Source organism: Arenibacter echinorum, from assembly GCF_003259375.1.
Lineage (GTDB): Bacteria > Bacteroidota > Bacteroidia > Flavobacteriales > Flavobacteriaceae > Arenibacter > Arenibacter echinorum.
On the sequence record NZ_QLLN01000001.1, the window covers coordinates 760,072 to 776,237 of the forward strand.

Annotated in this window: 9 protein-coding genes and 1 pseudogene; 7 read left to right on the forward strand and 3 right to left on the reverse strand. The window is 40.1% G+C overall.

From position 1 onward, the window contains the following. Positions 1–7 precede the first annotated feature (7 nt). Both LV92_RS03225 and LV92_RS03230 read right to left on the reverse strand, forming a co-directional pair. Positions 8–3,103, reverse strand: a complete 3,096-nt coding sequence (locus tag LV92_RS03225) for a SusC/RagA family TonB-linked outer membrane protein (RefSeq protein WP_111622183.1) — start codon at positions 3,101–3,103, stop codon at positions 8–10. A gap of 425 nt (positions 3,104–3,528) precedes the next feature. Beyond that, positions 3,529–4,569 (reverse strand): GntR family transcriptional regulator, encoded by a 1,041-nt coding sequence (locus LV92_RS03230; RefSeq protein WP_111622184.1) that lies wholly within the window; start codon positions 4,567–4,569, stop codon positions 3,529–3,531. Positions 4,570–4,793: 224 nt separating this feature from the next. Between LV92_RS03230 and LV92_RS03235 the strand changes: the two genes are divergently transcribed. The 4 genes from LV92_RS03235 (at position 4,794) to LV92_RS03250 (ending at position 11,175) form a co-directional block, all read left to right on the forward strand. After that, positions 4,794–6,899, forward strand: coding sequence for a bifunctional aldolase/short-chain dehydrogenase (locus tag LV92_RS03235; RefSeq protein ID WP_111622185.1), 2,106 nt, complete (start codon positions 4,794–4,796; stop codon positions 6,897–6,899). Positions 6,900–6,987: 88 nt separating this feature from the next. Continuing rightward, positions 6,988–8,268, forward strand: coding sequence for a TIM barrel protein (locus LV92_RS03240; RefSeq protein ID WP_111622186.1), 1,281 nt, complete (start codon positions 6,988–6,990; stop codon positions 8,266–8,268). Positions 8,269–8,277: 9 nt separating this feature from the next. Continuing rightward, complete coding sequence (locus tag LV92_RS03245) at positions 8,278–9,651, forward strand: FGGY-family carbohydrate kinase (protein ID WP_111622187.1); 1,374 nt, start codon at positions 8,278–8,280, stop codon at positions 9,649–9,651. A 117-nt stretch (positions 9,652–9,768) separates the two neighbouring features. After that, entirely contained in the window at positions 9,769–11,175 is a 1,407-nt protein-coding gene (locus LV92_RS03250; RefSeq protein ID WP_111622188.1) for a purine-cytosine permease family protein, read from the forward strand. A gap of 54 nt (positions 11,176–11,229) precedes the next feature. On the opposite strand, the gene LV92_RS03255 is transcribed toward LV92_RS03250, so the two are convergent. Beyond that, on the reverse strand, positions 11,230–11,952 hold the full coding sequence (locus LV92_RS03255) for a head GIN domain-containing protein (protein ID WP_111622189.1): 723 nt from the start codon (positions 11,950–11,952) through the stop codon (positions 11,230–11,232). A gap of 224 nt (positions 11,953–12,176) precedes the next feature. Here LV92_RS03255 and LV92_RS03260 point away from each other — a divergent pair, with 224 nt between their 5' ends. The 3 genes and pseudogenes from LV92_RS03260 to LV92_RS03275 all read left to right on the forward strand — a co-directional run bounded on the left by LV92_RS03260 (position 12,177) and on the right by LV92_RS03275 (position 16,116). After that, the gene (locus LV92_RS03260; RefSeq protein WP_111622190.1) at positions 12,177–12,668 is read left to right on the forward strand and encodes a YybH family protein; all 492 of its coding nucleotides are present in this window, start codon (positions 12,177–12,179) and stop codon (positions 12,666–12,668) included. Positions 12,669–12,979: 311 nt separating this feature from the next. Then, the gene (locus LV92_RS03265; protein WP_111622191.1) at positions 12,980–14,218 is read left to right on the forward strand and encodes an ROK family transcriptional regulator; all 1,239 of its coding nucleotides are present in this window, start codon (positions 12,980–12,982) and stop codon (positions 14,216–14,218) included. A gap of 143 nt (positions 14,219–14,361) precedes the next feature. Continuing rightward, positions 14,362–16,116: pseudogene (locus LV92_RS03275) on the forward strand (arylsulfatase). Positions 16,117–16,166 lie beyond the last annotated feature (50 nt).

Sequence of the window (16,166 nt, forward strand, 5' to 3'; positions counted from 1 at the left end):
TTTCGATTTAGAAGTTTAAATTTAAACCTAAACTAAATATACGTGGAACCGGATATCCTGAAATATCTACTCCTGAGGCAAGGTTTCCACCATCTCCCTCTCCATTGTTCTGTACACTAATCTCAGGGTTTGGTCCACCCCAATACTTAGTGAATATATGCACGTTTTGAACCGATCCATATACTCTTGCCGACTTGAAATATTTATCCATTTTAGGGATAGTAAAGCCTAAAGTGATATTTCGAATGTTGAAGTAAGAAGCATCTGCCACAAAACGGTCATTGATCCAGTCTCTTTCTATACCGGTAACATTACCGCCACCTACAGTAGTACCGTAAAAGCCCCTACCTGGATTTTCAACGGATCTAAACCTGTATTTTACATCTTTTAAAAGATTGAATACCCCATCCAAGTTGGTGGTACTGTACAAATGTCTAACAAGCAATTCATTACCATAAGAACCGGTACCCACTACTGAAAAGTCGAAATTACCATAGTTGATGGTATTGGTAATGCCATAATTGAAATCTGGAAAAGGACTGCCCATAATAGCACGGTCGTCAAAATCTCCACCATTGGTGATTATTCCATCGCCATTAACATCTAATAATTTAATACTACCTACTGTAGAACGTCCCGGAACTTGGGGCGAGCTGTCCAAGTCTTGCTGATTCAGATAAACCCCATCGGATAGATGCCCATAAAATTGGCCAAAGGGTTTCCCTACCTGGGTAATATGCCATCCACCAGGACCATAGACCCTGTCAATTCCATCGGCCAGAGCTACTACCTCATTTCTGTTGAAGGATATATTGGCGTTGGTGGTCCATCTGAATTTACCTGTAGTATTAACGGTGTTTATACCAAATTCATGCCCCCAGAACTTTATTTCACCAATATTGTCGCTAAAATTGGTAAAGCCTGATTCCCTTGGAACTTGAACATTGTAAAGTAAATTGGTAGTGTTCTTGGTATAATAGTCATACACCAAGGATACCCTATCATTAAAGAGGCTTAAATCCAATCCAATATCGAACTGTTTTGTGGTTTCCCATCCCAAATTGGAATTCGAGAGCGAATTAACCGCTGAACCTGGTGCAAAATCGTTACCAAATACGGCGTTTACAGTATTGTCGATCAAGGCGTATTGGGTATAGTTACCTATATTGTTGTTCCCGGTAACACCATAACTTGCCCGCAGTTTAAGAAGTGAAATAGATTCCACGTTTTCTAGAAAAGCTTCGTCGGATGCAATCCAACCAGCAGATACCGATGGAAAGGTACCCCATCTATTATCGGAACCGAATCTTGAAGATCCATCACTACGAATAGAACCTGTCAACAGATATTTTCCTTTGTAATTATAGGTCAGCCTAGAAAGAAAGGACACTAAACTCCATTCCTGTACCTGGTCATAAGTGCCGCCTCTATTAATGTTTGCCGCTCCCTGAATATTGGGTAATCTATCATCTGCAAAATCACTGGCAGCAACCCTATTGCGGTCCATTCTATATTTTTGGTATGTAAAACCTCCTAGGAGAGAGAAATTGTGATCACCAACACTTTTATTGTAATTAACCGTGTTTTCGTTCAACCAAGAAAAAGTTGTCCTTTCGTCCCAAACTGCCTCATTGTTGGTGGGTATTGGACGGTTAATGGCATAGGTGGCATTGGTTGGACTGAAGTATTCGTATTGTTCATTGTACAATTCAGCATTTAAACTGGATTTAATGGTAAGTCCTTCAATTGGTTCGTATTCAATATACGCGTTGGACAAAAGGTTAACCTCTTTGGTTCCGTCTGTAATCCTTTCGGCAGAATTAAGCCAGTTGGCATAAGAGAAGATGTTACCTGTATTTGCCGGAAAACGATTGAATTCCGTTCTAGTTCCATCCTCATTGTAGATAGGCATGATGGGCCAAGTGTGCAAGGCATTGAAAAGAAGCCCTGTACCCCTGCTACCATCTGTTCTTGGAATATTGTCTATAATGTAATTTGGTGCTATATTCACTCCAATACGGACCTTGTCCGATAGGCTGTAATCCAAATTTGCCCTTAATGAATATCGCTTGTAATCTGAACTCAAGACCACACCTTCCTGATCAAAGAAGCCTAGAATCACTGAGGTTCTTAATTTTTCTTTGTTGGAAGTAATGGTAAGATTGTAATTGGTCATCGGAGCAGTTCTAAGCATCGCATCGTACCAATCATTGTTCTGACCCTCATACTGAGAAGGGTTTTGGAAGATATCCGGCACTGGATCACCTTGATCCTCATAGTACTCCTTTTTAAATTGGGCAAATTCAACTGCATTCATCATTTCTATCCTTCCTCTATCAGGAACGGTCTGCATACCGGTAGAAACATTTAAACTTATACTGGTTTCACCGGCTTTTCCACTTTTGGTGGTAATCAAGACAACGCCATTGGCTGCTCTTGAACCATAAAGAGAAGTGGAAGCGGCATCTTTCAAAATTGAAATATCCTGGATTTCATCCGGGTTTATATTGTTGATCCCTCCGGAAATTGGGAATCCATCAACCACATACAATGGGTCGCTTCCCCCGGAAACGGATAGTTGCCCACGAATACGAACCGACATACCCTGACCAGGTTTACCTGTGCTCTGATTAATCTGAACCCCTGGAATCCTACCCTGTATTTTTTGGGTAATCTGGGAGACCGGAATATCGGCAAGTTCTTCTGCCTGTATGGTAGACACCGACCCGGTTACCTGTCTTTTTATCTGTGTACCGTAACCAACTACAACTACTTCATCAAGAGCAGCAGCATCTTCGGCCATGGTTACGTCTACTTGGCTTTTTCCGTTAATCGGAATTTCTTGGGCGGTAAAGCCAATGTAAGTGAAAACCAAAGTGCTGTTCGCGCTGGGGGCAACAATACTGTAGTTGCCATCAAAATCTGTTACTGTTCCCGTTGTTGTTCCCTTTACAACAACATTTACTCCCGGCAAGCCCTGTGAGTCGTCTGCCGATACCACAGTACCGCTTACCGTTACATCTTGTGCCTGCATGGCTATGCCATAAAGCATAGTTAAAAGGAATAGGAATTTCCGGGGAATCCTGCAAATTCTTCTTTTCATAATCTTGTATTATTTAGTTTAGTTTAATTAGTAATCCTTAAAATTTTAAGAAATAATCAAGGATTGCTCAAATATATAGAGGTGATTCTCTATAACTGTCCTGTACTATGCTGGTCAGATATGTTAAATTTTTAACCTTGCACCTATAATTTGAGATGTTAAATTTTTAACATGCACATATAATATATACACAGGTATATTTTATATAGAAAGAGTAATTTTTACTGGCACTCCATATTTTGTCCAAAGTTTATAAATTGGTTGAATATGAGTTCTGGGAAGGAGGTTGAATACCCCAAAAAAGATCTCTTGGGGTATATTCAATAATATGGATATGGAAAGGGGAGTACTTTATTTTTTGATTGGAGGAGAAAATAGGATGTCTACTAATGAAAAAATCTGTAGGTGATTGCACTCTGAACTGCTTAAATGGAATTCCTGTCTATAAAATTAAACGGGTTTTTAATTTTTCCATTTTCCTTGTTCAAAATCATTCTGGAGGCAGTTTCCCCCATTGCTTTAAAATCAGTAGAAATAACGGTAATACCCAACAAATCCTTTAGCGGGGTGTCGTTATAGGAGATTACCCCGATCTCAACACCTAATATAAACTCCTTGTCACGGATCTGATTTACCAAATTTACTAGGTCCGTTTCTTCAATGGTAATAAAGAGATCTCCTTTTTTAAGGATGATATCGTCATATATCTCATCAATAACCTCAAAGTCTATTTTGTGTTCCACACAAAATTTACGAAAGCCGTGCAAAATTCTTCTGGGATATGGGTAAACGGCATTTTCAGGATAGACGAGAATCATTTTTCCATATCGCGATATCTTTGTCAATCCTTCCTTTAGGGCATTATAAATGTCATTCTCAAAATCCTGATAGATTTCAATGAAATCTCCTTTAATATCAAGATTATTATTGTCCATCAAAACGAGTTTGTTCTTGGGGATCATATTGATGGCCTTTATGGCTTCGTCTGTATAGCTTATGTGTTTAAGATCGTCTGTCTTAAAGTGGGGCATGATGACATAATAATCATATGCGTTGATATTTTTCTCTATTAAATTTATAAAAAGGGAGTTGTCACAATGGTAAATATGTAGGTCCGTATGGGAGTTGCCCCCTATGGTGTTTATAAAAGAATTGTAAATACGCATTTTGTAGGCGCTCAACTTATTGATGAGAAATAGGATATTGACCTTGGCAATGAGTTTTGTTCTGGTTATGTAGTAACCTTTACCCCTAATAGAGGTAATTATCTTACGGTCCTTTAATATTTGGTAGGCTTTTTCAACAGTATCACGGGAAAGTAGAAATTCCTCACTGAAACTATTGATGGAAGGAATTTTTTCATCGATCTTAAGGTTGCCATTGGAAATATTATTTATTACGGAATCTACTATCTGCCTATATTTAGGGATCCTGGAATTTTCATCGATTTTGAGGTATTTGAACATATCTATAATAATAGAAATTTAAAATAATAGGTTTATCGCTTTGGTTTATACTTCAATAATAAGGTATTTATATTGAATTTTATTGCTGATCTTAAGCTCTTTTGGTTATCGCAACGCGGAAAAATAAAAAAATCCTTCGTTGCAGTACAGTACAGGATGCATACAGGAGAACTGTGTAATACATTAGCGAATATAAAACTTATGAAGCTATAAAATTATCAAAGATGAATCATTCCGTAAAGAATTTTAAATACGTTAATTATCTCTGGGAGGAGAACAAGGCGGAGGCGCTGGGTGACGATCAGGTAGAACTGTTTCTTTATAGGTCCAATATTTTGGGGGCCGATCTTAGAATCACTAATTATGGAGGAGGTAACACCAGTTGTAAGACCATTGAAAAGGATCCTTTGACCAATGAAGAGGTAGAGGTAATGTGGATCAAAGGTTCTGGAGGGGATATAGGTACTTTGAACAAGGCAGGTATTGCCGGACTATATACAGAAAGATTAAGAAACTTGAAAAATGTTTATGGTGGCCTTGCGGATGAGGACCGCATGGTTGGTCTTTTTGACCATTGTATATACGACTTGGACAGCAAGGCTCCGTCCATAGATACTCCCTTGCACGGCCTACTTCCCTTTAAACATATAGACCATTTACATCCCGATGCCTTGATAGCGGTAGCTGCGGCCAAGGATAGTGAAAAGGTGACCAAGGAAATTTGGGGAGATACCATGGGCTGGGTGCCTTGGCAAAGGCCAGGATTTGATCTAGGCCTGCAATTGGAAAAATGCTTGAACGACAATCCGGGTATAAGGGGAATCGTTTTGGGAAGCCACGGGCTTTTTACCTGGGGGGATACCTCCTTTGAATGTTATATGAACAGCTTGGAGGTTATAGAAAAGGCTTCAGAGTATATTGCAAAAAAGATTAAAGAAAAAGGCAGCGTTTTTGGTGGACAAAAAGTCAATAGTTTGCCCCCAAATGAACGCGCAGAAAAAGCTTCTCAATTAATGCCGTTGCTAAGAGGACTTTGTTCTTCCGAGAATAGGATGATAGGACATTTTTCCGACAGTGATGTGGTTATGGAGTATATCAACAGTAAGGACTTGGCGCGCTTGGCACCCATGGGTACTTCCTGTCCCGATCACTTTTTGAGAACAAAAATACAGCCTCTGGTATTGGATCTGGCTACTAATGAGGATCTTGGCGATACCAAAGCTGTTCTGAAAAAACTGGAACCGGCATTTGAAGCTTACAGACAGGGGTACAAGGACTACTATAAAACCTGTAAAAAGGAGAATAGCCCTGCGATGCGCGACCCTAATCCCGTGATTATAATTTATCCGGGCATAGGGATGTTCAGTTTTGCAAAGAACAAGCAGACCACTAGGGTGGCCAGCGAGTTTTACATTAATGCAATAAACGTAATGAGGGGTGCGGAGGCCATAACGGAATATACATCTTTACCTAGACAGGAAGCCTTTGATATTGAGTATTGGTTGCTAGAGGAAGCCAAATTGCAACGTATGCCGAAAGAACAGCCCTTATCCCGAAAAGTGGCTTTGGTTACCGGAGCAGGTGGTGGTATTGGTAAGGCAATTGCCGATAAATTGGCAAAGGAAGGTGCCAATGTGGTTTTGACGGATATAGCGGAAGACCGACTGAAAGAGGCTGTGGGCACCTATAAGCCCGATACGGTCAGTTATGCCGTTTGTGACGTCACCAAAAGTGAGTCTGTCCAGGAAGCATATAAGAAAGCTTGTTTGGAGTTTGGAGGTGTGGATATAGTGGTACATAGTGCAGGACTTGCCATTTCCAAACCTTTGGAAGAGACCACTGAAAAGGATTGGGATATTTTACAGAATGTTTTGGTGAAAGGGCAGTTTGAACTTGCCAAACAGGCAGTTGTTATAATGCGCCAACAAGGTTTGGGAGGAGATTTTATAAGTATAGCCAGTAAGAACGGCCTTGTTTCCGGTCCAAATAATGTGGGCTACGGGACCGCCAAGGCAGCACAACAGCATATGGCCCGCTTGTTGGCCGCCGAATTGGGCGGGGACAAGATCCGTGTCAACACAGTGAACCCTGATGGGGTTATCGTAGGGAGTAAGATTTGGGAAGGCGATTGGGCCGAAGGCAGGGCCAAGGCCTACGGAATTACCGTGGACGAACTGCCTGCACACTACGCCAAAAGAAATTTATTGAACGAGATTATTTACCCAGAGGATATTGCCAACGGTGTTTTCGCCTGTGTGGCCATTCTGGATAAGACTACGGGCAATATAATAAATGTTGATGGCGGTATGGCCAATGCATTTGTAAGATAGTTAGTAAGTTAGTTTGAGTTAGTTTTTTTTAAGACCTGTCAGGGTAGAGTACCAATTTCTGACAGGTCTAATTCTAATTGGGAAAATAATGAGAATAGATAAAGAAATATTACAGGAAAAGAACCAAAAGGGCTTAAAATCACACCAGGAAAAATTCGATTTTTTATCGAATTTCCTAGTAAAGGATGGTTGTAATGTACCTGATATAATCAATAAATTATCCGAATTTCAAGTAGCAATTCCAAGTTGGGCCCTTGGCGCGGGCGGGACCAGATTTGGCAGGTTCTCTTTTCAAGGGGAACCGTCCACTTTGGAACAAAAAATGGATGATGTAGGTATTTTGCATGCCCTCACCCAGACGGCAGGAGCCATTTCGCTCCATATTCCATGGGATGTACCCAAAGATTATGATGCCATAAAGCAATTAGCCACTTCACATAACATTGTTTTTGATGCGGTTAATTCCAACACCTTTCAGGATCAAAAAAATGCTAAGGAAAGTTACAGGTTCGGATCGTTGAGCAATAAGGAAAAAGCTATCAGGGAACAGGCAGTGCAGCACAATATTGATGTTATTGATATCGGAAACAAATTGGGTTCCAAAAGTCTTACAGTCTGGTTGGCCGATGGGTCCAATTTTCCGGGACAGAACAATTTCCAGAATGCCTTGCAGAACACCCAGGACAGTCTTAAGGATATCTATAGGGCCTTGCCAGAGGATTGGAAGTTGTACATTGAATACAAACCCTATGAACCCAATTTTTACAGTACCGTAATCCAGGATTGGGGTACCTCCTTTATGTTGGCCAACGAATGTGGCGATAAGGCGTATTCCTTGGTTGATTTGGGACATCATTTGCCCAATACCAATATAGAACAGATTGTTGCTACCTTGATGATGAAGGGTAAATTGGGCGGATTTCACTTTAATGATAGTAAATACGGGGACGATGATATTACCGTAGGGAGCATTAAACCTTATGCCCTCTTTTTAATTTTTAACGAATTGGTCTATGGGATGAACAACAATCCTCAAAATCCATATCCTGCATGGATGATAGATGCTAGTCATAATATCAAAGACCCCTTGGAGGATTTGATCCAATCTTTGGAGGCCATTCAGGAAGCATATGCCAAGGCACTTTTGATAGATCAGGACCAATTAAGGTTGGCACAAATGGAAAACGATGTAGTTCGTTGTCAAGAGATACTTCAGAATGCCTATCGTACAGATGTAAGACCTTTGTTACAGGAAGCAAGACGTAAGAGCGGAGGTGCACTTTCTCCCATAAATGCCTATCGCTCACTTAAGGTGCGGGAAAATTTGATCCAAGCAAGAGGCAAAAATTCCGTAGCTTCAGGATTATAATACAACCGGATGAAAAAGAATGTAACAGCTGTATTTGATATTGGTAGAACCAACAAGAAATTCTTTCTGTTCGATTCGGATTTTCAAGAGGTATATCGGGAGTATAATCGTTTCGATGAAATTACGGATGAGGACGGTTATCCTACCGAAAACTTGGAAGCCCTAGAAAAATGGGTCAAAGAAGTATTTGATAGAATGATGGATTCACCAGAATTTGAGATACAGGCCTTAAATTTTTCATGTTACGGGGCTAGCTTGGTTCACATAAACGAAAACGGGAAGGTTCTTACTCCTCTTTATAATTATATAAAGCCATTAAAAGCTGAAGTATATGAAACTTTCTATGACAAATATGGTCCCGAAAATGAACTTTCCAGGATAACCGGATCCCAGAAATTGGGTATGCTGAATACGGGCATGCATCTCTATTGGTTAAAATATGCAAGTCCAAAGGTGTACAACCAAATAAAATATTCTCTGCATCTTCCCCAATACCTTAGTTATTTGTTTACTGGAATAGCTGTAAGTGAATTTACCAGTATTGGATGCCATACCATGCTGTGGGATTTTGAAAAAAAGGACTATCATAAATGGGTGTATCAGGAAGAAATAAATGAAAAATTGCCTCCCATCTGTTCTTCAAGGGAAACAACCCCCATAAACTATAAGGGTAGGATTATTCAAATAGGAGCAGGCATTCATGACAGCTCATCAGCTCTTTTGCCCTATATCCGAAGTATTAAGAAGCCTTTTTTGTTAGTTTCGACAGGAACTTGGAGTATCTCCATCAACCCATTCAACAAGGGAATGTTGACCATAGACGATATTGGCAAGGGCTGTCTTTTTAATATGCGTATAGACGGTAGCCCTGTAAAGGTCTCGACACTTTTTCTGGGCAACGAATATAAACTTCAAATTAAAGCATTGTCCACTCATTTCAACGTACCTGATGATTATCACAAGACAGTGAAATTTGACCAGGACATTTTTTATGAAATCAAGAAAGATTTTCTATACATGTTTAAATGGATGAGCATTACATCCGAAAACATGCCGGAGGAGACCGAAATTACCTACGATAGATTTGAGCATGCCTATCATCAGCTGATGTTGGAACTGGTGCTGTTACAAGTGAAAAGCATAAGGTCGGCCATTGGAGATGCAAATATCGGGAGACTTTATGTGGATGGCGGCTTTAGTGATAACGAGGTGTATATACATCTACTCTCGCAGTATCTAGCCAACATAAAGATCAGTACTACGGATTCCTCTTTGGGGTCGGCCTTGGGTGCGGCCATTGTTATTTCCGATATTACTTTGGAACCGAAATTCCTTAAGAAGAACTATTCCTTAAAGAAACATGTGCCGTTAATTATACAATAGTCGGGAACACTAAGAAATTCAAGTAATACTGAAACCACCTAATTTTTGACCATAAACAGAGAAATTAAAATTGAATATTTAATCGGACACCATAACCTAACATAATAACCAATCAATATGAGCCAATTCAACATAGAAGAAGAAATAGAAGATATTGCAGGCGGAGAATTTGAACGTGTACCCGTACCCACCTCCAAACTTAAAAGTTGGAAGAGTTTTCTTGGGATGTATGCAGGGGAACATGCTGCAGGAACAGAATTCGTAATCGGGCCTTTGTTCCTGACAACAGGGGTAAGTGCCTTTGATCTTATTATTGGACTTCTGTTAGGCAACCTTTTAGCCGTACTCAGCTGGCGTTTCCTAACAGCAGAAATTGCCGTAAAATATAGATTGACCTTGTACTACCAACTAGAAAAGATCTGTGGAAAAAATCTGGTTACCGGCTATAATTTGGCGAATGGGCTACTTTTCTGTTTTCTGGCAGGTGCCATGATCACGGTTTCGGCCACGGCGGTGGGGATTCCCTTTAATATGGAAATGCCAAAGCTTACGGATACCATGCCCAATGGAATGACATGGGTGATTATTGTTCTTGTCTTAGGTGCATTGATCTCGCTGATTGCGTCCAAAGGTTATGAAACGGTTTCCAAAGCGGCAAATTGGATGTCGCCCGTCATCGTATTGGCCTTTTTGGCCTGTGGGATTGTGGCTTTAAGTCAGTTGGGGGTAGGCAGCCTATCGGAATTTTGGAATATATGGGGAGAAGGTTCCGAACCCTTTCCAGGACAGATAAAATATACCTTCTGGCATGTTGTTATTTGGTCTTGGTTCGCCAATGCGGCCATGCACGTGGGAATGTCCGATTTATCGGTATTCCGTTTTGCGAAAAAGGCCAGTAGTGGATGGACAACTGCAGCAGGTATGTACGTAGGGCATTATATGGCATGGATAGCAGCGGCTCTATTATATGCTGTTTATTTAAAATCGCCTGAAGCCCAAGGACTGCTTTCAAACGGCGAGGCACCTACAGTAGCCCCGGGACCTTTGGCCTATAATGCCATAGGTGTATTTGGAATAATTGCCGTGGTTTTGGCCGGGTGGACCACCGCCAACCCAACTATATATAGAGCGGGTCTGGCCTTTCAGGCCATTGTGCCCAAACTATCCACTTTTTGGGTTACTATAATTGCCGGGACATTGGCAACCATAGCAGGTCTTTTTCCGGCCTTTGCGATGAAATTGTTGGATTTTGTAGCCCTTTACGGGTTTATCCTCGCTCCTTTCGGTGCAATTATCGTGTTTGAACATTTTTTCCACAAACAGGCAGGCATCGTTAAGAATTTTGCAGAAGTGGCAAATCTAAAATTTAATAAGGCCGTATTTTTTGCATGGGCAATAAGCTTTGGTCTCTTTTATTTTATATCCGTTCAGTTCGATGTGTTTCTATCCTTTGTTACCTTACCGGCATGGCTCCTTTGTGGTGTCCTGTTTTTAGTATTTAGCAAAAGGATACAAAAGAGTTGAAATTAGGTAATTGGTTATATGTGTTATTTCACATATAACCAATAGCTTTTCATTCTATAGTTTCTTGATGATTTCAGAAGCTCCGGATAGTTTACTTTTGACAATAATGGGACTTCCTTTGTATCTCAATTTACTGGCACCGGAGGCGTCTATATCTATGGTTTCGGTAACCGAAAGATAGGCATCACTTGCCCCGGACAATCGGATATCCAATGCCTTGACCGATAAATCGTAATTCTTTAGATTGCTTGCCCCAGATAGGGAAACGTCCAGTTTGTCAACTTGTCCAAAGAGGTCTATATCGGCCGCTCCACTTGCTTCCAGATCCAACTGCTCCAAATTCAACTCTCCGGTAAATTCGGAAGCCCCCGATAGTTCAATAGAGACGTCGGACGCCACCAATTCAGATTCCAAGCTCAGCTTGGAAGCCCCTGACAAATCAAAATCGGTAATCCTTTTGGTAACAATGTAAGCGTTCAAGGTTGGGTTTCCCCTTATGATCGTATGGTTCTTTAACCTGATGCGCAAGGTGCCGTCCACCATTTCAACAATGATATTATCATGTAGATTATCATTTGCCTCAATTTCGATCTTTTCTTCCGTATCCGAAAATCGGACATAAGTGTTAAAGGGATCCGAGACCTTTAAAGCCGAATACCCGGAAAAACTCTCTTCCCTGGTCGTAATATCTCCCCGTACCCTAATAACTTCATGATCACAGGATAAAATAAGACTACATAAAAGAATAAGACCGATGCCAATAGATTTTGTTTTCATTTACTCAAGATTTTATTGTTGATGCTCTAAAGACAAGTAAGTGGATAAAAGGTTGCATTTTTTTGAATATTTATTTCCTTAGAAATAGACTTTTCTTTTTCTAAAAGGGAATTTTTGATGTTTGGTTATGTTGGATTATTTATAAAGTGTTGATTATTTTGCGGATATTGATATAAAATCCAAGTATTAGAATATTTCAGAATAGATTATTAAAAGATAAATAAATGGAAATCAGGGTATTGTTAAAAGTAGCCTTCATAGGTTTATTATTCACATGTAATTCGTTCGCACAGAATAGAATAAGCGAATTGAACGCGTATTGGAATGTAGTAAAGGAAAAAGTGGAAGCTGGGGATGTTTCGGGATATGGGGCAACATTCCATGAAGATGGCATTTTGGTATCGGATAGTGGCAAGGTCTGTTACTCTTTGCAAGAGGCATTGGCAAAATGGAAAGATGGACTGGAAAAAACAAAAAAGGGTATCACTAAAGTAAATTTGGATTTTCGATTTTCAGAACGTACTGGAGATATTACCACTGCTTTTGAAAGGGGCATATTTAGGCATGACCTAATGGATGAAAATGGGGAACGTACGGAAAGGTTTATCCATTTCGATGCCCTATTGACAAAAAAGAATGGAAAATGGCAGCTAATGCTTGAACACCAAAAATTACCTGCAAGCAAAGAAGAATGGCTAAGCATGGCTAAAATGTGATATTGAATTGATTTTTATTTCTATCCACTTTTTGACAGGTTTGTCGTCTTTTTGCAAGGATATGTCAAGATTGTAGATCCCTCATCATCCTACTATGGTCTTCCTTAACATACTTTTTAATATATATATTATAAGTTAGTTTTATTAGGAGATATATCCTCACTTTAGGTTATTAAAGGATTAATTTAAAATTAACTAGCGCACATATAGTATTTGCTATTTAAAATGGATATAATCTTTTAAAAATTTTCAATGAAAAACCATTTATGAAAGGTATTTTAATATCTTTGGTTTAGATAATCTTCAATGGAATGAAAAAAGAATATGCAAAAATGGATGCGGCCTCTTTGCATCTTGCCAATAAAAAAGTTGTTTTAAAACTTATTAAACATAATAGTCAAATTAGTCGCTCTGCCCTGGCCAAGGAGTCTGGGCTGACCCCGCCCTCAATAACTCGCATAGTGGATGAATTGATAAACTTGGACGGTTTGGTTGAAAGTCTAGGAGTAGGTAATTCCAGTGGAGGAAGGCCTCCCTTGATCGTAAAATTTAAGAACGACAATAATTATATAATCGGGATAGATTTGGGGGCTACTTACATAAGAGGGTGCATGGTTGATCTTAACGCCAATTTTGTTTCGGAGATACAGGTCCCTACGGAATTAGAAAAGGGATTTTCGAGTATTGTAGATAAGATGATTAAAATGATTTATAAACTTCAAAGCAGAAAAGAAGCCACTGCCAAAATATGGGGAGTTGGGATTGGGGTGGCTGGTTTGGTCAACAGTGAAACGGGAATTATTGAATCCTCCCCGGATTTCGGTTGGACAAACATTGATTTGAGGAAGGAGTTGGAAAAGCATTTGGATTTGCCTTTTTTTTATGATAATTCCACTCGTTTAATGGCTTTGGGAGAGTTGAAGATGGGTGTGAAGGAAAATCAGAAAAATTTTGCCGTAATAAATATTGGCTACGGAATAGCTTCCGGTTTGGTGGTTGAAGGTAATCTTTTAAAGGGCTTTTCCGGATTTGCAGGGGAGTTTGGACATATTTCGGTAGATACGGATAGCACTGTGCAATGTAAATGCGGCATGTACGGTTGTCTCGAAGCTTTAGCTTCGGGTCATAGAATAGCTTCCCTGGGCCAACAGGTTTTGGCAGAGAATAAATCGGAAATGTTGAAGGAGTTATGTAATGGTAATGAAGACTTGATTACCGCCGAGTTGGTAGCACGGGCCGCAAAAAAGGGTGACCCTGCATCAATGAAGATATATGATGATGTGGCCGAGTATCTCTGTAAGGGAATAGGAACCATTGCAAATTTATTAAATCCGGAAACCGTGTATATAGGAGGAGGAATTTCCTTAAATGGGGATTTGCTTTTTGATTTAATAGAAAAGAAAAAGGACAAGTATTTGTTGCCTGGAAACGCGAGGGTTAACATTCAACCTTCCACCTTTGGTGATCAGGCCACCTCAATTGGTGCTGTTTCCGTGGTCTTGCAGAAAATATTAAACTTAGAACTGTCCGGGGTCAATTATAATAATTAAAAATGTAGTAAGTCAGAGCTCACTTGTTGGATAGTGCGACTTATCTTTTTTCTGCTTCTGGGACGTAATCAATAAAAATTTAAATGAGGAAATTAAAATATATTCTTATAGTCCTGTCATTTGGGCTAATTCTACTTAGTTGTATGGAGGTCGCGAAAAGTGATGTATCAAAATCCGAACATAAGAAACCCAATATTATTCTTATTATGACCGATGATCAAGGGTATGGTGATCTGGCCAGTCTTGGAAGTCCATATGTAAAGACTCCTAATTTGGACAAATTCTATAATGAGAGTGTGCGTTTTACCGACTTTCATGTGGACCCGTCCTGTTCTCCAACTAGGTCGGCCTTACTTACCGGTAATTATTCTGCAAGGGCAGGAGTGTGGCATACCATAGGAGGTAGATCCTTGTTATAAGAAGGTATGGTTACCATGGCAGATGTTTTTACTGATAATGGTTATAAGACAGGCGTCTTTGGAAAATGGCACCTTGGAGAGAATTATCCCTTTAGACCTAACGATCGCGGATTTCAGGAAGCCTTGGTGCATGGGGGAGGAGGAATAGGTCAATCTCCGGATTTTTGGGGAAACGACTATTTTGATGATACCTATAAGCACAATGGTAAATTTGAGAAATATGCGGGCTATTGTAATACGGTATGGTTTAACGAGGCTATTGATTATATAGAAAAAAATAAGGACGAACCATTTTTTTGCTATATACCCACCAACTTGCCCCATGCGCCCTTGAACGTGGACGAAAAATATGTAGCGCCTTTTAGGGGTAAGGTTTCGGAACGTTTGGCAAAGTATTACGGGATGGTAGAGAAAATAGATGAAGATGTTGCTACCTTATTTAAAAAGGTCACCGAGCTGGGATTGGACGAGAATACCATAGTTATTTTTATGACTGATAATGGTCCATGTCCATGGTTTGTTGGGGTTGAGATGGATTTTGAAACGGGTTTTGTGGAGGAAGGCTATACTGCAGGAATGCGAGGTGCAAAAATATGGGGTTATGAGAATGCCCACCGAGTACCGTTTTTTATTCGTTGGCCAAAAGGAGGAATTCAGGGCGGAAAGGACATCGATGCACTATCCGCACATATAGACGTGCTTCCAACACTTATAGAGCTATGCGGATTAAAACGGGCGGACAGTTTAAGCTTCGATGGCAGGAGCCTTATGCCACTTTTGAACGGAAAGATAAACCAATGGGACGACGATAGAACGGTGTTTGTTCATAACCAACGCGTGGAATATCCACTAAAAGATAAGGAGTATCAGGTATTGACCAAGGATTGGCGGTTGGTGAACAGGGAAGAAAAGGAATTGTATAATATCAAGAATGATGGGGGGCAACAGGTCAACGTTGTGGAAGAGAATCCTCAAGTAGTTGAAGAACTTTACAAAAGATATGAAGATTGGTGGCAGGATGTTTCGGTTGATTTTGGTGGGTATGCAAAAATGTATGTTGGATCGGAACATGAAAACCCGGTAACACTCTATTCACATGATGCACATACCAGAAATGGAGAAAAGATATGGGTGGTAAACGTAGCTCGTGATGGTAGATACCAGTTGGATGTAAATAGGTGGCCCAACGAGTCGGGTAAAAGAATTGGGGAGAACAGTAAGGGTGCTTTGGAGGATAGGATAGAAAGTGCCACTTTAAAAGCGGGCAACATATTGCAAACTGTGGAAGTAGATAAAGATATGACCTCTGCCAAGTTCGTAGTGGATCTAAAAGCTGGAATTACCTGCTTTCAGTCGGCCTTTAAATTAAAAGGAAACGATAAGATCAGTGGAGCTGGCTTTGTATATGTAAATTATATGGGTGAGGGGGATAATCAAAACATAAATGAATATGTACCTTCTGTTGAGATGAACTTTTAAGGAAGGGGTATGAGCAGAAAGTGGTGCTTTTCGATTAAAATAAATGTTTA